The sequence below is a fragment of the Micromonospora sp. NPDC092111 genome (assembly GCF_044755745.1).
Lineage (GTDB): Bacteria > Actinomycetota > Actinomycetes > Mycobacteriales > Micromonosporaceae > Micromonospora.
On the sequence record NZ_JBIVRQ010000004.1, the window covers coordinates 113448 to 131345 of the forward strand.

A 17898-nucleotide genomic window follows, 5' to 3' on the forward strand; every position below is an offset into this window, starting at 1 on the left:
CTCGCGCTGCGGGCCGAGCGCCTCGAACTGGCCGACGTGCCGGAGGTCGCCTACCAGGTGACCCTCGGCGTCGACCGGGTGCTCACCGGCCGGTTCAGCTCACCCCGGCGTACGAGTGCAGGCCGGTGAAGAAGAAGTTCACCCCGAACAGGTTCATCAGCACGGTCAGGAAGCCGAGCACCGCGATCCAGGTGGCCACGTTGCGCCTGACGCTCGGGGTGGCCCGCGCGTGCAGGTAGCCGGCGTAGACCACCCAGGAGATGAACGCCCAGGTCTCCTTCGGGTCCCAGCCCCAGGCCCGGCCCCAGGCCGCCTCGGCCCAGATCGCGCCGGCGATCACCGCGAAGGTGAAGATCGGGAAGGCGAAGGCGTGCAGCGCGAAGGTCAGCCGCTCCAGACCGGCCGCCTCGGGCAGCCGCCGGGCCAGCGTGTACGGGAAGCTGCGCCGGCCCCGCTCGTACCCGTTGCGCAGCAGGAAGGCCATCGCCGGCACCACGCCCAGCAGGAAGATGCCGGAGGAGAAGACGATCGTCGAGACGTGGATGATGAACCAGTACGACTGGAGCGCCGGCATCAGCGGCACCACCTGGACGTAGAGCTTCAGCTCGGCGAAGGCCAGCAGCAGCACCATGACCAGGGTGAGGAAGAGCCCGAGGCGGCGCAGCGAGGGGCGCTTCCAGAGCACCACGAGCCAGGCGGCGGTGCCGATCCAGGTGACCGTCAGCACGAACTCGTACATGTTGCCCCAGGGCATCCGGTCGGCCGCCAGGCCCCGGGTGACCAGCGCGCCCAGGTGCAGCGCGGCGGCGAGCGCGGTGAGCCCGGCGGCGATCCGACCGGCCAGCCTGGCCCGACCGGCCGAACGGCTCCGGCGGGTCGAGGGCGGCGTGCCGGTCGACCCCGCCTCGGCCGCGTCACCACCGGCCGGTCCGCCGGTGCCACCGGCCCCGCCGACACCCGCGCCGCCGCTGCCCGTGCCGCCGACACCCGCGCCGACCAGTTCACGGGCCGGGGCGACCCGGGCCGCCACCGCCCGGACGTTGCCGAGGGCGTACTCGACGGCGTGGCTGATCATCGCGATCAGGTACGCCAGGATCGCGAACGTCACCAACTGGTCGGAGACTGCGGACATCACTCGACTCCCTCTCGCGCCCGCCCGTCGGGCCGCCCGTCGTCGCGTACGGCGGCGACGAGCTGCGCGAACTCGTCGGCGAACCCCGGATGCTCGGTGCGCGGCAGCCCACCGGCCGCCACCAAACTACTACCGCTCGTCGGAGATCCACTGTCGGGGGGCGTCACCCGGAACCAGACCCGTCGGCGGCGGCCGAAGAGCGAGCCCATCAGCCCGGCCAGCAGCACCACGCAGGCGCCCAGCATCAGCTCCTCGCCCGGGTCGTGCCGGACGGAGAGGGTGATGTACGGCTTCGTACCGAGGAACTCCAGCTTGCTGCCGTCGTCCAGGGTCCACGTCTCGCCCGGGACGAGCTTCCGGTCGCCGATCTGGGTGAGCTTGCCGTTGGTCACCTGACGCTGGTCGAGCTGGTAGACCGAGCCGGGGATGCCGGCGTCCAGCCCCAGGTTGCCCCGGTAGGCGGCCAGCACCACGGCGGGGTTCCGCTCGGTCGGGAACTGCGACGACACGAACGGCGCGGTGTCCGGGGCGGTCGGCAGGTACAGCCCCTCGAAGGCGACCTGCTGGTCGGCGTCCCGCCGACCGGTCTTCGGGTCGACGTTGGCGTCCGGGAAGGCGGCCACCCCCTCGCTGGTGAGGTTGGCGTCGCCGCTGGTCAGGAAGGGCACCGCGCTGGTCTGGCTGCGGCCGTACCGGTCGGTGTACTTCAGGATCGGGGCGTAACCGTGGCCGAGCAGGTAGACGTTGGCGGGGCCGAGCCGCAGCGGCGAGTTGACCGAGAAGTCGGCGGTCCGCCGGTCCGAGCCGTCCGGCTGGTCGACGGTCACCGTGGCCCGGTAGCTCTCCGGCTGCCCGGACGGCAGGAACCGGGCGTCGAAGTTCTCCAGGGTGAGGCAGAACGGCGGCAGGTCGGCGCTGTCGACCCGGGGGCCGAGCTTGGCCTCGCTGTACTGCTGCCGGGTGTTGCAGAAGCCGTTGTCCGCGCCCGCCACCAGCAGCCGGTTGCCGTGCCAGCCGTACCAGGAGCCGAGCGCGACGCCGATCAGGACGGCGACCAGCGAGGTGTGGAAGAGCAGGTTGCCGGTCTCCTTGAGGTACCCCTTCTCGGCGGAGACCTCGTTGCCGCGTACCTCGACCCGCCAGCGGCGGCGGCGCAGCACGGCGGCGATCGCCGCCGGGTCGGCCGCCCCCGGCGCCTCCAGCACGGTGTGCTGCGGCAGCCGCTCCAGCCGCTTCGGGGCGACCGGCGGCCGGGCCCGCAACGCCCGCACGTGGTCGCGCATCCGGGGCAGGATGCAGCCGACCAGCGAGGTGAAGAGCAGCAGGTAGATGGCGGAGAACCAGATCGAGCCGAACACCTCGAAGGCACCGATCCGGTCGAGCTGCGGGGCCAGCTCGGGGTGCTCGACGAAGTACTTGTTGACGTTCTCCGGGTTGACCCCGCGCTGCGGCAGCACCGAGCCGGGGATGGCGGCGACGGCGAGCAGGAAGAGCAGCACCAGCGCGGTACGCATGCTGGTGAGCTGCCGCCACGAGTTGCGCAGCAGGGCGAGCACCGGGTGGGGCCGGCGGCGCGGGGCCTCGGCGGGTGGGCTGGTCGGCCGGTCGTCGACGGTCGTCATCAGATGCTCACCTCGCCGGGACCCACGTTCGTCTGCAACCAGATCACGAAGTTCTGCCAGCCGCCGGTGACCAGCGCCAGGCCGATCAGGATCAGCAGCGCGCCGCCGATCCGGGTGACCCAGCGGCTGTTCCGCCGGACCGCGCGGAACACCCCGAGCAGGCGGTGGAAGCCCAGCCCGAAGACGACGAACGGCAGCCCCAGCCCGAGGCAGTACGCCACCGCCAGCACCACGGCCCGGTCGGTCTGGCCGCCGGTCGCGGCCATGCCGAGCACCGCGCCCAGCGTCGGGCCGGTGCACGGCATCCAGCTCAGCGCGAACACCGCGCCCAGCACCGGCGCACCGAGCAGGCCGGCGGCGGGCAGCCGCTGGATCCGGAACTCGCGTTGCATGCCGGGGACCACGCCCAGGTAGCCGAGGCCGAGCACGATGATCAGCGCGCCGATGACGACCTGGAAGGTCCGCTCGTACTCGAAGAAGATCCGGCCGAACCCGGCGAAGAGGATCGCGGTGGCGGTGAAGACCACGGTGAAGCCGGCGATGAAGAGCAGCGTCCCGGCCAGCACCCGGCCCTTGACCGCGGCCACCGGCCGGGCCGCCTGCCGGGTCGCCACCGCCACCCCGCCGTCCGGGCCACCGGCCCGTGCCGGCTCACCACCGGTCGGGGCAGGGTCACCACCGGTCGGGGCAGGGTCACCACCGGTCGGGGCAGGGTCACCACCGGTCGGGGCGGGACCGCCGCCGGTCGGCGTCGCCGCCCCGGACCGGCCCTCCAGGTCCGCGCCGGCCAGCCCGGTCACGTACGACAGGTAGCCCGGCATCAGCGGCAGCACGCACGGGGAGAGGAAGCTGACCAGCCCGGCGAGCGCCGCCGCGCCGATGGCCAGCAGCAGCGGACCGGACTGGGCGAGTTCGCGGAACGTCTCGCCCATCAGCGGGAACCGTCGGACGCCGGCTCTTCGGCGGCGATCCGCTCGACGATGGGTCGCAGCCCGTCCTGCGTGACGGCGGCCCGGACCACGGTGGCGATCCGGCCCTGCCGGTCGAGTACGACGGTGGCCGGGATGGTGTTCGGCGGGATGTCCAGCGCCAGCGCGAGCCGGCTGGCCGGGTCGAACAGGCTCGGGTAGGTGACCCGGCCCTCCTCGAACGCCACGGCCTTGTCCCTGCTGTCCTGCACGTTGATGCCGAGGAAGGTCACCCCGGAGCCCTTGGTGGCCTGGTAGGTGGCCTCCAGGTCGTCCGCCTCGGCCCGGCAGGGCGCGCACCAGGAACCCCAGAAGTTGAGCACGACCACCTGGCCCCGGGCCTGGGAGACGTCGTACCGGCCGCCGGTGAGCAGGTCACCGGCGATCTTCGGGGCGGCGGACCGCTGGTCGGGGGCGCACTCGACGATGCCGCCGTTGTTGGCGCACTGGCTCTCCTCGGTGCCGGAGGAGCAGCCGACCAGCGCCGCCCCGGCGGTGACGGCGGCGAGCAGGACGGCGATCGGCCTCCGGGAACGCATCAGGCCCCCTTGGCCGTCCGGGCGGTCGACGACATGGCGATCAGGTGGGCGGCGGGTTCGGTGTAGCCGATCCCGGCCACCTTGGCGCCGTCGAAGTGGAAGGAGGTGAGGCTGGCCAGCCCGCACTGCCGGCGGCGCGGGTCGTGCCAGAGCCGCTTGCGCTCGACGTACCGGCGCAGCGTCCAGATGGGAAGCTGGTGGGAGACGATGACCGCCTCGCGTCCCTCGGCGGCGACCCGGGCGGCGTGCAGCCCGGCGAACATCCGCTCGGCGATGGCCCGGTACGCCTCACCCCAGCTCGGGGTGACCGGGTCGCGCAGCACCCACCAGTTGCGCGGGTCACGGAACGATCCGTCGCCGGGGGAGACCTTCTTGCCCTCGAACCAGTTGGCGCTCTCGATCAGCCGCTCGTCCACCCCGACCGGGAGCCCGAACTGGGCGGCGATTGGCTCGGCGGTCTGCTGGGCGCGTTCCAGCGGGCTGGCCACCACGTGCACGACCTCCCGCTCGGCGAGCGCCTGGGCGGCGGCCTTGGCCATCTGGACGCCCAGCTCGGACAGCCGGAAGCCGGGCAGCCGGCCGTAGAGGATCTGGTCCGGGTTGTACACCTCGCCGTGCCGCAGCACGTGGACGACCGTCTTGCTCATCTGGTTTACCCCCCGTGGCCTGCTGCTGCCGCCGCTGTCGCCGCGCCCGGCAGGGCGGCGGCGATCCGCTCCAGGGCGGCGTCGTCGATCGCCGCCGACACGAACCACGACTCGAACGCGCTCGGCGGCAGGTAGACGCCGGCGGCGAGCATCGCGTGGAAGAACGCCTTGAACGCGGGCACCTGCTGGGTGCGGGCGGTGTCGTAGTCGACCACGTCGGCGTCGGTGAAGAAGATCGAGAACATGTTCCCCGCGTACGACAGCCGGTGCGGGACCCCGGCGGCGGCCAGCGCGTCGGCGGCGAGCTTGCCCACGACGGCGGCCGTGTCGTCGAGCCGGCGGTAGAGCGCGTCGTCGGCGAGCCGCAGGGTGGCCAGGCCGGCGGCGCAGGCCAGCGGGTTACCGGACAGGGTGCCGGCCTGGTAGACCGGCCCGGCCGGGGCGAGTCTCGCCATCAGCTCCGCGCGCCCGCCGAAGGCCGCGGCGGGCAGCCCGCCACCCATCACCTTCCCGTACGTCCACAGGTCGGCGTCGGACGGGTCGAGGCCGTGCCAGCCGGCGCGGGAGACCCGGAACCCGGTCATCACCTCGTCGACGATGAGCAGCGCGCCGTGCGCGTGGGCGATCGCCGCGAGCTGCTGGTTGAACCCGGCGCGCGGGGCGACCACGCCCATGTTGCCGGCGGCGGCCTCGGTGATGACCGCCGCGATGTGCGGCCCCTCGGCGGCGAACGCCGCCTCGACGGCGGTGAGGTCGTTGTACGGCAGCACGATGGTGTCGCCGGCCGCCGCGCCGGTGACCCCGGGCGAGTCGGGCAGGCCCAGGGTGGCGACGCCGGAGCCGGCGGCGGCGAGCAGCCCGTCGGAGTGGCCGTGGTAGCAGCCGGCGAACTTGATGATCTTCGGGCGGCCGGTGCAGCCCCGGGCCAGCCGGATCGCCGACATGGTGGCCTCGGTCCCCGAGTTGACCAGGCGGACCTGCTCGACCGGGGTACGGTCGACGATCTCGGCGGCCAGCTCCACCTCACCCGGGGTGGGGGTGCCGAAGCTGGTGCCGAGCGTGGCGGCCTCGCGGACCGCCTCGACCACCTCGGGGTGGGCGTGGCCCAGGATCAGCGGCCCCCAGGAGCAGACCAGGTCGACGTAGCGCCGCCCGTCGGCGTCGTACATCCAGGGGCCCTCCCCCCGGACCATGAAGCGCGGGGTGCCGCCGACGGCACGGAACGCGCGCACGGGGGAGTTCACCCCGCCGGGCACGATGGCCTTGGCGCGGTCGAACAGGGCCTCGGAGGCCGGCGCGTCGGCCGGGTAACGGCCGGATCCGGCGGAAAAGGTATCGGTCACGATGCGGCCATTGTGTCAGCGCCGGACGGAGAATCCGCAGCCACCCCGGGGTGGGGTTACCAGACTCACCCCGGTGGCGCGTGCCGGACGGCTGATCGTCTCACCGGGCCGGGTCGCCGAGATCGCGATAGGCTGACCCGGTGGATCGTGCCGAACTGTCCATCACGGTACACCGGACGGGCGACGAAGTGGTGCTTCGCCTGGCCGGTGAGATCGACATGCTCACCGCCGCCCAGTTGTCGACGGTCGTGAACGAGGTGCTCGCCGATCCTCCGCCACGCATCGTGCTCGACCTGGGCGGGGTGACCTTCTGCGACTCGCAGGGCCTGGGCACCCTGGTGGTGCTCAGCCGCAAGGCCAGTCACGCGCAGAGCCTGCTGGTGCTGAGCAACGTCGGCGACTTCCTGCTCCGCGTCCTCGACATCACCGGCCTCCGGTCCGCCCTGATGATCCGGAACGGGACCCCCTCCTCCTGACCCGCCCGCCCCGGGTGGCGGATCAGGCGGTGGGCAGGTCGCGGCGGCGGAAGGCGGCCAGCCCGGCCGCCGAGAGCAGCAGGCCGAGCGCGGTCAGGGTCAGCAGCGGGGTGGCGCTCCAGCCGGCGCGCAGCACCTGCGGGGTGTGCGTGAACGGGGAGACGTCCAGCAGCCACTGACTCAGCTCCAGCACCGCGCCGAGCTGCCCGAGCAGCACGCAGACCCCGAGCACCACCCAGGCCGTCGACGAGAGCCGGGGCAGCAGCCCGTACAGCAGCACCGCGAGACCGGCCAGCACCCAGGCCGCCGGCGCGTGCGCCAGGCCCGCCCCGAGCATCCGGGGTAGCTGACCCGGCACGTCACCCAGGCTGAGACCGTAGGTCAGCCCGGTCGCCAGGCCGGTCACCGCCAGCACCACCGCCGGCCCGACCAGGGCGAAGAGCAGGTGCGAGGCGAGCCAGACCGACCGGTGCGTCCCGGTGGCCAGCAGCGGCTCGGCCCGCCCGGCGGTCTCCTCCGACCGCATCCGCAGCGCGGCCTGGATGCCGTAGCCGGCGGCGGCCAGCCCGGTCAGGCTCAACGTCGCCCCCAGGTACGCGTCGGCCAGCCCGGAAGCGCCACCCAGCCGGGCCATGATCTGCTCCAGCGCGGCGTTGCCCTCGACCGCCCGGCCGGCCGCCTCGGCCGCCCCGCCGAGGATCAACCCGAGCAGGCCGAAGCCGACCGACCAGCCCACGAGCTGACCCCGGTGCAGCCGCCAGGCCAGCCCGAACGGCCCGGCCAGCGCCCGCCCCGCCTCGGCCGGCCCCAGCCGGGGCGGCAGCACCCCGGCCCCCACGTCACGGCGCACCGAGACCGGGTACGCCACCGCGGCCAGCAGCCCGGTCAGCGCGACCGGCAGCGCCAGCACCCACCAGCGCTCCCCCTCGAAGGCGCGGATGCGCGGGGCCCAGCCGAGCGGGGAGAGCCAGCTCGGCCAGTCGTGGCTGGCGGTGTCCCCGGCCAGCCGGAGCGCGAACGCCGCGCCGAGCACGCCGACCGCGATCCCGCGTGCCCCGCCGGCGGTCTCGGTGAGCTGGGCGGCGAGCCCGCCCGCCGTGGCGAAGACGACCCCCACCCCGGCCACCGAGAGCCCGTACGCCAGCGAGCCGGCCGCCGGCAGCCCGGCGGCGACCAGCCCGGCGGCGGTGAGCAGACCGAGCAGCAGGCTCGCCGCGTACGTCACCGCCAGCGCGGCGGTGAGACCGGCGTACCGGCCGAGGACGGTGGCGCCGAGCAGCTCCCGGCGGCCGGCCTCCTCCTCGGTGCGGGTGTGCCGGACGACGGTGAGCAGGGCGGCCAGCCCGACGATCAACTGGAGGAAGCCGCCGCGCTGGGCGGTGAGCGCGCCGACGCTGTCGCCGTAGACCGGGCCGAGCAGGGCGACGATCGACGGGTTGCGGGCGGTGCCGGTGGCGTACCCGGCCCGCTCGGCGGCGGTGGGGAACAGCTCGAAGAAGCTGGCCGCGTACGACATCGGCAGCACCGCGAGCAGCAGCACCCAGCCCGGCAGCACGATCCGGTCCCGGCGCAGGATCAGCCGGACCAGGTGACGGGTGCCGGTGAGGGTGCTCATCGTCCAGCCTCCGCCGGCTCGTCGGTCGCCGTCTCGTAGTGCCGCAGGAACAGCTCCTCCAGCGTGGGCGGCTTGCTGACCAGGCTGCGTACGCCGATCTCGGTGAGCCGGCGCAGCGCGGCGTCCAGCGCGACGGTGTCCACGTCGAAGCGGACCCGGTCGCCGTCCACCCGCAGGTCGTGCACGCCGGGCAGGGTGGCCAGGCCGTCCAGCGGGCCGGCCAGCTCGGCGTCGATCGCGGTGCGGTGCAGGTGCCGCAGCTCGGTGAGGGTGCCGGTCTCCACGTCCCGCCCGCTGCGGATGATCGTCACCCGGTCACAGAGCGCCTCCACCTCGGCGAGGATGTGGCTGGAGAGCAGCACGGTGCGGCCGTCCCGCTTGGCCCGGCCGACCCAGTGCTGGAAGACCTCCTCCATCAGCGGGTCCAGCCCGGAGGTGGGCTCGTCGAGGATGAGCAGCTCGACGTCGGAGGCGAGCGCGGCGACCAGGCCGACCTTCTGCCGGTTGCCCTTGGAGTAGGCGCGGCCCTTCTTGCGCGGGTCCAGCTCGAACGACTCCAGCAACTCGGCCCGGCGTTTCGGGTCGAGCCCGCCGCGCATCCGGCCCAGCAGGTCGATCACCTCGCCGCCGGACAGGTGGGGCCAGAGGGTGACGTCACCGGGGACGTACGCCAGCCGGCGGTGCAGCGCGACGGCGTCGCGCCACGGGTCGCCGTCGAGCAGTCGGACGGCCCCCGCGTCCGCCCGCAGCAGCCCGAGCAGTACCCGGATGGTGGTCGACTTGCCGGAGCCGTTGGGGCCGAGGAAGCCGTGCACCTCGCCGGCGCGGACGGTGAGGTCGAGCCCGTCGAGGGCTCTGGTGCGGCCGAAGGTCTTGACCAGGCCGGTCACCGCTATCGGAGTTTCCATACTTCGGAAGCTACGCTTGTTTCACAAACTTGTGAAGACAGTGTCACCTGGGGCACCATCGCCTTGCCGACACCCTGTGAGGAGAACTCGCCGATGGCCGACGACCACCGCCCCGACCGGAACGAGGAGGGCGTCCACCTCTTCGTCGAACGGATGGCGATGGCCTTCGCGGAGTTCGGCTTCCCCCGGATGGCCGCCCGGGTGCTCTTCGCGGTGATGAGCGCCGACGGGCCGCTGACCGCCGCCGAGATCGGCGAGAAACTCGGGGTCAGCGCCGCCGCCGTCTCCGGGGCGGTCCGCTACCTGACCCAGTTCGGCATGCTGGTCCGCGAGCCGGTGAAGGGCTCCCGGCGGGACCGCTACCGGATGCCGGAAAACCCCTGGTACGAGGCCACCATCATCAAGACCGGCATCTACAAGACCCTCATCGACATCGCCACCTCGGGCGTCGAGGCGCTGGACGGCGGGGCCACCCCGGGCGGCGAGCGGGTCAGCGAGATGCGCGACTTCTTCGTCTTCGTCCAGGAGGAGATCGACTCGCTCGGCGAACGCTGGCGCGCCCGCCGCGCCGCCACCGGCCACCCGCCCCGCGCCGTCCGCTGACCTCGCGGACGGGTCAGTGGGTGTTGCCCCAGCGGGCCTGCTCCAGGATGTCCACCGCGCGGTGCCGGGCCTCCGGGTCGTCCTCGGTACGCAGCAGGGTGGTCGCCTCGTCGACCGCGTCGGTGAGCATCCGCCACTGCGCGTCCCGCTCCCGCACCACGTCGGACTGCGCCGCCAACTGCCGGGTCTTCACCCACAACTCCACGAAGACCGACACCTTCGCCCGCAGCACCCACGGGTCGAAGGGCTTGGTCAGGTAGTCCACCGCCCCGACCGCGTAGCCGCGCAGCGCGAGCTGGGCGTCCCGGTCGGCGGCGGTGAGGAAGATGATCGGCACGTGCCGGGTCCGCTCCCGCCGCTTGATGTGGCTGGCCGTCTCGAACCCGTCCATGTCCGGCATCTGGGCGTCCAGCAGGATGACCGCGAAGTCGTCCACCAGCAGTTGCTTCAGCGCCGCCTCGCCGCTCTCCACGGCCACCGACTGCACCGGGAGCCCCTGGAGGATCGCCTCCAGGGCCATCAGGTTCTCCCGACGGTCGTCGACCAGCAGCGCCTTGGCCATCTGGGTCACGAATTCTCCTCGCCTCGGCTGCCGCTGATCCAGGACGCCATCCGCTCGATCAACTCGTCCAGGTCCACCGGCTTGGTGATGTAGTCGCTACCCCCGGCCGCCAGCGCCGACTCGCGGTCGCCCGGCATCGCCTTCGCGGTGAGAAAGACGATCGGCAGGTCCGCGAAGCGGTGGTTACGGCGAATCTGCCGGGTGGTCTCGTAGCCGTCCTGGTCGGGCATCATGGCGTCCATCAGCACGATGTCCACCTCCGGGTGCTCGGCCAGCAGGCGGACGCCGTCCGCCCCGTTGTCCGAGTACAACACGGTCATCCCGTGCAGTTCCAATGCGCTGGTGAGAGCGAAGACGTTGCGCACGTCGTCGTCCACGATCAGCACCGTCGCCCCGTCCAACCGCCGGGTGGCCGGGGCCTCCGGGGCCGGCAGCAGCTCCAACGGCGGCATCAGCAGCGACGACGGCAGGCCCGCGCGCTGCGGCGACGGCGACTGCGGCGCCACCACCGCGTCCGGCGCCAGCACGTCGGGTACGAAGAGGGTGAACGTCGAACCCTGCCCCGGCGCGGACGCCACGGTGATCGTCCCCCCGATCAACCGGGCCAGATCCCGGCTGATCGACAACCCCAGCCCGGTGCCGCCGTAGCGGCGGCTGGTGGTGCCGTCGGCCTGCTGGAACGCCTCGAAGATGATGCCCAGCTTGTCGTCGGAGATGCCGATGCCGGTGTCGATCACGGTGAACGCGATCACCTGCCGCGCGTTGGTCAACGCCGGTACGTCGAAGACCGCGTTCTCCGCCGCCGGGGCGATCCGCAGGGTGACCGCACCGTTGTCGGTGAACTTCACCGCGTTGGAGAGCAGGTTGCGCAGGATCTGCTGCAACCGCTGGGCGTCGGTGACCAGGGCCGGCGGCAGCTCCTTGGCCACCCGTACCTGGAAGTCCAGGCCCTTCTCCTCGGCCTGCGGGGCGAACGCCTGCTGCACGTAGCCGCGGACCTCGGCGAACCGGATCTCGGTGGGCTCGACGTCCATCCGGCCGGCCTCGATCTTGGACAGGTCCAGGATGTCGTCGATCAGCGAGAGCAGGTCCGAACCGGCACTGTGGATCGTCCGGGCGAACTCGATCTGCTTGCGGTTCAGGTTCTGCTCGGAGTTCTCCGCCAGCAGTCGGGCCAGCAGGAGCAGCGAGTTCAGCGGCGTCCGCAGCTCGTGACTCATGTTCGCCAGGAACTCCGACTTGTACGCCGACGCCCGGGTGAGCTGCTGCGCCTTCTCCTCCAGGCCGAGCCGGGCCAGCTCGATCTCCCGGTTCTTGGTCTCGATGTTGCCCTTCTGCTCGGACAGCAGCTTCGCCTTGTCCTCCAACTCGGCGTTGGTGCGCTGCAACTCCGCCGACTGATCCTGCAACTCCAGGGCCAGTCGCTGCGACTGGGCCAGCAGCTCCTCCGTACGCCGGTTGGCCTGGATGGTGTTGACCGCGACGCCGATGGTGAGCACCAGCCGCTCCAGGAATGCCAGGTGCAGCTCCGAGAAGCGGGCCACGCTGGCGAACTCGATCACCCCGAGCAGCTCGCCCTCGAAGAGGATCGGCAGCACCACCAGGTCGGCCGGCAGCGTCTCGGCCAGCCCCGACCGCAGGGTGAGCCGGCCGTCGGGCAGCGCGTTGAGCCGGATCGTCCGCCGGGAGAGCGCGGCCTGGCCGACCAGCCCCTCACCGGGGCCGAAGGTGACGTCGTGCCCCCGGGCCACGTAGCCGTACGAGGCGGTCAGCCGCAGCCGCATCACGCCCTCGGAGGTGTCCGCCAGGAAGAACGCGCCGAGCTGCGCGTCGACCAGCGGGGTCACCTCCAGCATGATCATGCGGCAGACCTCGCCCAGGTCCCGCTGCCCCTGGAGCAGGCCACCGATCCGGGCCAGGTTGGAGTCCAGCCAGCCCTGCTCGGCGTTCTCCTTGGTCGTCTCCCGCAGGGTGACGATCATCTGGTTGATGTTGTCCTTCAGCTCGGCGACCTCGCCCTGCGCCTTGACCGCGATCCGCTGGGTCAGGTCGCCCCGGGTCACCGAGGTGGACACCTGGGAGATCGCCCGGAGCTGGGTGGTCAGCGTCGAGGCGAGCTGGTTGACGTTCTCCGTCAGGTCCCGCCAGGTGCCGGAGACGCCCTTCACCTGGGCCTGACCGCCCAGCTTGCCCTCGATGCCGACCTCGCGGGCCACCCGGGTCACCTCGTCGGCGAACGAACTCAACTGGTCGACCATCGTGTTCACGGTGTTCTTCAGCTCCAGGATCTCGCCCTGCGCGTCCACCGTGATCTTCTGGCTGAGGTCACCCTTGGCCACCGCCGTGGTCACCGACGCGATGTTGCGGACCTGACTGGTCAGGTTCGACGCCATCGAGTTCACGTTGTCGGTCAGGTCCCGCCAGGTGCCGGAGACACCCTTCACCTGCGCCTGACCACCCAACTTGCCCTCGGTACCCACCTCACGGGCCACCCGGGTCACCTCGTCCGCGAACGACGAGAGCTGATCCACCATCGTGTTCACGGTGTTCTTCAGCTCCAGGATCTCGCCCTGGGCGTCCACCGTGATCTTCTGCGACAGGTCACCCTTCGCCACCGCCGTGGAGACCTGCGCGATGTTCCGCACCTGGGAGGTCAGGTTCGACGCCATCGAGTTCACGTTGTCGGTCAGGTCCCGCCAGGTGCCGGCGACCCCGCGTACCTGGGCCTGACCGCCGAGCTTGCCCTCGGTACCCACCTCACGGGCCACCCGGGTCACCTCGTCGGCGAACGAACTCAACTGGTCGACCATCGTGTTGACCGTGGACTTCAGCTCCAGGATCTCGCCCCGGGCGTCCACGGTGATCTTCTGGCTCAGGTCACCCTTCGCCACCGCCGTGGTCACCGACGCGATGTTGCGGACCTGACTGGTCAGGTTCGACGCCATCGAGTTCACGTTGTCGGTCAGATCCCGCCAGGTGCCACTGACGCCCTTCACCTGGGCCTGACCGCCCAACTTCCCCTCGGTACCCACCTCACGGGCCACCCGGGTCACCTCGTCGGCGAACGAACTCAACTGGTCGACCATCGTGTTGACCGTGTTCTTCAGCTCCAGGATCTCGCCCTGCGCGTCCACCGTGATCTTCTGCGACAGGTCGCCCTTCGCCACCGCCGTGGAGACCTGGGAGATGTTCCGGACCTGGCTGGTCAGGTTGCCAGCGAGCTGGTTGACGTTCTCCGTCAGGTCCCGCCAGGTGCCGGACACCCCGCGTACCTGGGCCTGACCACCCAACTTGCCCTCGATGCCCACCTCACGGGCCACCCGGGTCACCTCGTCCGCGAACGACGAGAGCTGGTCCACCATCGTGTTCACGGTGTCCTTCAGCTCCAGGATCTCGCCCTGCGCCGCCACGGTGATCTTCTGGCTCAGGTCGCCCCGGGCCACCGCCGTGGAGACCTGGGCGATGTTGCGCACCTGGGAGGTCAGGTTCGACGCCATCGAGTTGACGCTGTCGGTCAGGTCCTTCCAGGTGCCGGCGACGTTCGGCACCTCGGCCTGACCGCCGAGCTTGCCCTCGGTGCCCACCTCCCGCGCCACCCGGGTCACCTGCTCGGCGAAGAGCCGCAGCGTGTCGGTGAGCGAGTTCATCGTGTCGGCCAGCTCGGCGACCTCGCCACGGGCGCCGACGGTGATCTTCTGGGACAGGTCGCCCCGGGCCACCGCCGTCGCCACCTGGGAGATCGACCGCACCTGGCCGGTCAGGTTCGACGCCATGGTGTTCACCGAGTCGGTGAGGTCCTTCCAGGTGCCGGCCACCCCCCGCACGTCCGCCTGGCCGCCCAGCTTGCCCTCGGTGCCCACCTCGCGGGCCACCCGGGTCACCTCGTTGGAGAACGACGAGAGCTGGCCGACCATCGTGTTGACCGTACGGCCGATCCGCAGGTACTCGCCGCGCAACGGGCGATCGTCGATCTCCAGCGCCATGTGCTGGGAGAGGTCACCGTCGGCCACCGCCATGATGACGCGGGCGATCTCGGTGGTCGGCCGGCCCAGGTCGTCGATGAGCGAGTTGACCGCCCGCTGGCCCTCCGCCCAGGAGCCGTCCAGCCCCTCCTCGTCCAGGCGTTCGGTGAGCCGGCCGTCCCGGCCGACCACCCGGCTGATCCGGCGCAGGTCCAGGTGCTGCCGCTCCTGGAGCGCCACCACGTCGTTGAAGGCGTCCGCCACCTCACCGGCCGTCCCCGCCCGCCGGGGCAGCCGGACCTTGAAGTCGCCGCGACCGACCCGTCGCAGCGCCTCCGCCAGCTCGCCGAGGAGCGCGTCATGCTCGGAAGCGGACAGGTCCGCAGTCACCGACTGTTTCGCGGTCATCATTCCTCGCTCAACTCGGGGCCTCCGGCGCACGACGACACGCCGACTCCCCATCATTGTGCCCGCGCCGGTGCCGACGTTACGGACGCGCGGTGCGAGGCGCATCCGCACGGCGGCCGGGAACCTCCCAGCGGCACCACGGGACGCCGCCCCGCCCGGATGATCCCGCTCGCCACGCCGGCCCGCCCGGGTGATCCCGCTCGCCACACCGGCCCGCCCGGGACGACCCGGCGACGCGCCGGCCGGCGCGGACGCGGTATCGGCGCAGTGGGTGTGACGGTGCGTGGTGCGGCTTGGCACCCGGGCGGTGGCAGTGGAGGATACGAGGGTGTCTGCGGAGTCGGGGTCCGGGACGGACGGGGGTCGGGACGAGCACGTCCGGCGCGTCCGGCTGCCCGCCGACCGGCGTACCCCGGCGGCGGCCCGCGCGGTGGTCCGCTCCCTGCTGGCCGAGGCCGACCTCGACGAACTGCTCAACGAGGCGCTGCTGCTGACCACCGAACTCTCCACCAACGCCGTGGAACACGCCCGCACCGAACTGGACATCGAGGTCGTCGCCGACCGGATCGGCCTGACCGTCACCGTGTCCGACTTCGCCGCCGGGCCGGTCGACGAACTGGTGGTCGGCATCCGCAACGACAGCGACCAGATCAGCGAGGTCTCCGAGCGGGGTCGCGGGCTGCTGCTGGTCGACCACTTCGCCAGCCGCTGGGGCACCACGTACCTGCCCAGCGGCAAGGGGGTGTGGTTCCGGCTGGACCGGCCCGGCGACCATCCGGGCACCGGGCAGGGCCCGCCGCACCCGCCGGCCACCCACCCGGACACCGACCCGGCGAACTCCGCGCCGAGCGCCGCCGCGATGAGCGAGCTGACCCAGACCAACCCCGACCCGTACGCCGACGACCCGCTGCCCGAGTTCGCCACCGACCTGCTCACCCGGGTCGCCGAGATGGTGGGCGCGGCCGGCGGGGTGGTCCGGCTGGACCGGGGCGAGGGGCAGGGCACGCAGATGCTGGCCCGGTACGGCCGCCACCCGCGCCCCGGCAACGAGCTGCTGCGGGTGCCGCTGGCGGTGCACCGGCCGTACGCCGGGGAGTTGGAGCTGGACGCGGCACCCTCGGCGTACGCCCGGCCGCTCGCCGTGCTCGCCGCCGAACGGCTGTCGCTGCACCTGGAGAACGACCGGCTACGCCGGGCCGACGTCCGCCGCTCGGCCTGGCTGACGTTCCTGGCCGAGGCGAGTGAACTGCTCGCCCAGTCGCTCGACGTCGACCTGACCATGGCGCTGATCCCGCAGTTGGTGGTGCCCCGGCTCGGCCAGTGGTGCGCGGTGCACACCACCGACGAGTGGGGCCGGCTGCGGCTGGCCGCGTCCAGCCACGCCGACGAGTCGGTGCTGCCCCAGCTACACAAGGTGCTCCAGGAGACCGGCCCGGACTCGGTCCAGGCCCGGCTGCGCGAGGCGTCCCGCAGCGCGTCGCAGGTGCCGCTGGGCGGGCCGATGGAGGGCTTCGCCGTCCCGTTGATCGCCCGCAGCCAGCGCCTCGGCACCCTGGCGGTCGGACGGCACCAGCGGCACCGGCACGACCCGGACGAGGTGGCGGTACTGGAGGACGTGGCCCGCCGGGCCGCCCTCGCCATCGAGAACGCCCGGATCCACGCCGAACGTCGCCGGGTGGCCCAGACCCTCCAGCAGTCGCTACTGCCGCCGGTGCTCCCGGTCGTCGAGGGCGTCGGCTTCGCCGCCGAGTACGTACCGACCGGCGACGAAGCCGAGGTGGGCGGCGACTTCTACGACGTGGTGCCGCTGCCGGACGGTCGCTGGCTGGTGGTGATCGGTGACGTCTCCGGCAAGGGGGTGCAGGCGGCGGCGGTGACCGGCCTGGTCCGGGACGTGATCCGGGTGCTGGTCGGTGACGGCAAGCCGCTGCCCGAGGCGCTGGCCCGGCTCAACGACACGCTGGTCGAGCGGGGCGGCGGCCGGTACTGCACACTCGCCTTGGCGGCGATCGGGCCCGGCGAGGGCGAACAACTCGACGTATCGCTGCACCTGGCCGGGCACGACCGGCCGGTGCTGCTGCGCGGCACGGGCGGGGCGGCCTTCGTCGGCACCGGAGGTACGGCGCTGGGCCTGCTCGACTCGATCAGCTCGCCGACGGCGGAGATCCCGCTCGCGCCGGGCGACTCGCTGATCTTCTACACCGACGGGGTGACCGAGCGGCGGCGCGGCCGGGAACTCTTCGGCACCGAACGGCTGCGCGAGGCCGCCGCCCCGCTGGCCGGCTACTCCGCCGACGTGGTCGCGGCACGACTGCGGGCCACCGCCATCAACTTCTCGGTCGAGTCGCCCCGGGACGACATCGCCATCCTGGTCCTGCGCAACGACGCCCTCTGACGAGTCGCCCCGATTGATCCACCCTGGGCCCAGCCCAGCCCCCGCTGCCCCACCCCCACCCCCAGCCCGCCCCAGCCCGACCGACCCACCCTCGGACCGACCCCCGCCCGGCTGACCCACTCCAGGACCGACCCAGCCTGGCCGACCATTCTCGGACCGACCCAGCCTGGTTGATCCACGCCCGGACCGACCCGGCCTGGTTGATCCACCCCGGGGCCAGCCCAGCCCGTTTGCCCACTCCGGGACAGACCCAGCCCGGCCGGCCCACTCCGGCACCGGCCCCAGCATGACCTGACCCACTCCGGGACCGACCCAGGCTGGTTGATCCACTCTCGGACTGGCCCCAGCACGGTTGATCCGCCTCGGGGCCAGCCCAGCCCCGTTGGCCCGCGCCGGCACCGATCCAGCCCGGTGATCCACTCCGTATCGCCTAGATGGCGGTATCCGTCGGCCCGGATACCCCCATCCCGGCGATACGGAGTGGATCATGCAATTTCCTGGCCGCCCAGACCGAGGCGGGCGGGCAGGCAGGCAGACGAGCGGGTCGGGCAGGGCCGGCGAGCGGGGCAAGCCGGCGGGCGGGGCAGGCAGCCAGTGGGACAGGCCCGCAGGCGGGCCGGCAGCGGGCAGGCAGATCGGCGGACGAGCGGGCAGGTGGGCAGGCAGGCCGACCGACCGGCGGGCAGGCGGGCGAACAGGCGGGTTGGCGGGCAGGCAG

The 17898-nt window shown here is 72.5% G+C and carries 13 protein-coding genes; 3 read left to right on the forward strand and 10 right to left on the reverse strand.

Features of this window, described 5'->3' with window-relative positions:
* Positions 1 to 94: 94 nt before the first annotated feature.
* The 6 genes from ccsB to hemL are packed head-to-tail and all read right to left on the reverse strand — an operon-like array spanning position 95 to position 6251.
* Positions 95 to 1132, reverse strand: a complete 1038-nt coding sequence (gene ccsB, locus ACIQG9_RS11120) for a c-type cytochrome biogenesis protein CcsB (RefSeq protein ID WP_400400326.1) — start codon at positions 1130 to 1132, stop codon at positions 95 to 97.
* The gene (locus ACIQG9_RS11125) at positions 1132 to 2754 is read right to left on the reverse strand and encodes a cytochrome c biogenesis protein ResB (protein ID WP_400400328.1); all 1623 of its coding nucleotides are present in this window, start codon (positions 2752 to 2754) and stop codon (positions 1132 to 1134) included. The genes ccsB and ACIQG9_RS11125 overlap by 1 nt, the downstream gene beginning before the upstream one ends.
* Entirely contained in the window at positions 2754 to 3686 is a 933-nt protein-coding gene (locus ACIQG9_RS11130) for a cytochrome c biogenesis CcdA family protein (RefSeq protein ID WP_400400330.1), read from the reverse strand. Before ACIQG9_RS11130 ends, ACIQG9_RS11125 begins: the two co-directional genes overlap by 1 nt.
* Positions 3686 to 4261 (reverse strand): TlpA family protein disulfide reductase, encoded by a 576-nt coding sequence (locus ACIQG9_RS11135; RefSeq protein WP_400400332.1) that lies wholly within the window; start codon positions 4259 to 4261, stop codon positions 3686 to 3688. Before ACIQG9_RS11135 ends, ACIQG9_RS11130 begins: the two co-directional genes overlap by 1 nt.
* Positions 4261 to 4908 carry a histidine phosphatase family protein gene (locus tag ACIQG9_RS11140; protein ID WP_400400334.1) on the reverse strand — a complete coding sequence of 216 codons (648 nt, stop codon included), beginning with the start codon at positions 4906 to 4908 and terminating at the stop codon, positions 4261 to 4263. The genes ACIQG9_RS11135 and ACIQG9_RS11140 overlap by 1 nt, the downstream gene beginning before the upstream one ends.
* 5 nt (positions 4909 to 4913) lie before the next feature.
* Positions 4914 to 6251 (reverse strand): glutamate-1-semialdehyde 2,1-aminomutase, encoded by a 1338-nt coding sequence (gene hemL, locus ACIQG9_RS11145; protein ID WP_400400336.1) that lies wholly within the window; start codon positions 6249 to 6251, stop codon positions 4914 to 4916.
* A gap of 140 nt (positions 6252 to 6391) precedes the next feature.
* On the opposite strand from hemL, the gene ACIQG9_RS11150 reads away from it, so the two are divergent.
* A complete protein-coding gene (locus tag ACIQG9_RS11150; protein WP_400400338.1) occupies positions 6392 to 6727 on the forward strand; it encodes an STAS domain-containing protein in 336 nt (111 codons plus the stop codon).
* Between the two features lie 22 nt (positions 6728 to 6749).
* On the opposite strand, the gene ACIQG9_RS11155 is transcribed toward ACIQG9_RS11150, so the two are convergent.
* Both ACIQG9_RS11155 and ACIQG9_RS11160 read right to left on the reverse strand, forming a co-directional pair.
* The gene (locus ACIQG9_RS11155) at positions 6750 to 8342 is read right to left on the reverse strand and encodes an ABC transporter permease (RefSeq protein WP_400400340.1); all 1593 of its coding nucleotides are present in this window, start codon (positions 8340 to 8342) and stop codon (positions 6750 to 6752) included.
* Positions 8339 to 9250, reverse strand: coding sequence for an ATP-binding cassette domain-containing protein (locus ACIQG9_RS11160; protein WP_400400343.1), 912 nt, complete (start codon positions 9248 to 9250; stop codon positions 8339 to 8341). Before ACIQG9_RS11160 ends, ACIQG9_RS11155 begins: the two co-directional genes overlap by 4 nt.
* A gap of 93 nt (positions 9251 to 9343) precedes the next feature.
* Between ACIQG9_RS11160 and ACIQG9_RS11165 the strand changes: the two genes are divergently transcribed.
* The gene (locus ACIQG9_RS11165) at positions 9344 to 9853 is read left to right on the forward strand and encodes a GbsR/MarR family transcriptional regulator (protein ID WP_400400345.1); all 510 of its coding nucleotides are present in this window, start codon (positions 9344 to 9346) and stop codon (positions 9851 to 9853) included.
* A gap of 13 nt (positions 9854 to 9866) precedes the next feature.
* On the opposite strand, the gene ACIQG9_RS11170 is transcribed toward ACIQG9_RS11165, so the two are convergent.
* Positions 9867 to 10424: a two-component system response regulator gene (locus tag ACIQG9_RS11170; RefSeq protein WP_400400346.1), complete on the reverse strand. Its 558-nt coding sequence runs from the start codon at positions 10422 to 10424 to the stop codon at positions 9867 to 9869.
* A complete protein-coding gene (locus ACIQG9_RS11175) occupies positions 10421 to 14788 on the reverse strand; it encodes a HAMP domain-containing protein (RefSeq protein WP_400400348.1) in 4368 nt (1455 codons plus the stop codon). The genes ACIQG9_RS11170 and ACIQG9_RS11175 overlap by 4 nt, the downstream gene beginning before the upstream one ends.
* 310 nt (positions 14789 to 15098) lie before the next feature.
* Between ACIQG9_RS11175 and ACIQG9_RS11180 the strand changes: the two genes are divergently transcribed.
* Positions 15099 to 17180, forward strand: coding sequence for a SpoIIE family protein phosphatase (locus tag ACIQG9_RS11180; RefSeq protein WP_400400350.1), 2082 nt, complete (start codon positions 15099 to 15101; stop codon positions 17178 to 17180).
* Positions 17181 to 17898 lie beyond the last annotated feature (718 nt).

Excerpts from the sequence above, each read along its gene's own strand:
- ACIQG9_RS11135 (WP_400400332.1), bottom strand. The coding sequence starts at position 4,261 with ATGCGTTCCCGGAGGCCGATCGCCGTCCTGCTCGCCGCCGTCACCGCC.
- ACIQG9_RS11140 (WP_400400334.1), bottom strand. The coding sequence starts at position 4,908 with ATGAGCAAGACGGTCGTCCACGTGCTGCGGCACGGCGAGGTGTACAAC.
- ACIQG9_RS11160 (WP_400400343.1), bottom strand. The coding sequence starts at position 9,250 with ATGGAAACTCCGATAGCGGTGACCGGCCTGGTCAAGACCTTCGGCCGC.
- ACIQG9_RS11130 (WP_400400330.1), bottom strand. The coding sequence starts at position 3,686 with ATGGGCGAGACGTTCCGCGAACTCGCCCAGTCCGGTCCGCTGCTGCTG.
- ACIQG9_RS11175 (WP_400400348.1), bottom strand. The coding sequence starts at position 14,788 with ATGATGACCGCGAAACAGTCGGTGACTGCGGACCTGTCCGCTTCCGAG.
- ACIQG9_RS11125 (WP_400400328.1), bottom strand. The coding sequence starts at position 2,754 with ATGACGACCGTCGACGACCGGCCGACCAGCCCACCCGCCGAGGCCCCG.
- ACIQG9_RS11155 (WP_400400340.1), bottom strand. The coding sequence starts at position 8,342 with ATGAGCACCCTCACCGGCACCCGTCACCTGGTCCGGCTGATCCTGCGC.
- ccsB (WP_400400326.1), bottom strand. The coding sequence starts at position 1,132 with ATGTCCGCAGTCTCCGACCAGTTGGTGACGTTCGCGATCCTGGCGTAC.
- ACIQG9_RS11165 (WP_400400345.1), top strand. The coding sequence starts at position 9,344 with ATGGCCGACGACCACCGCCCCGACCGGAACGAGGAGGGCGTCCACCTC.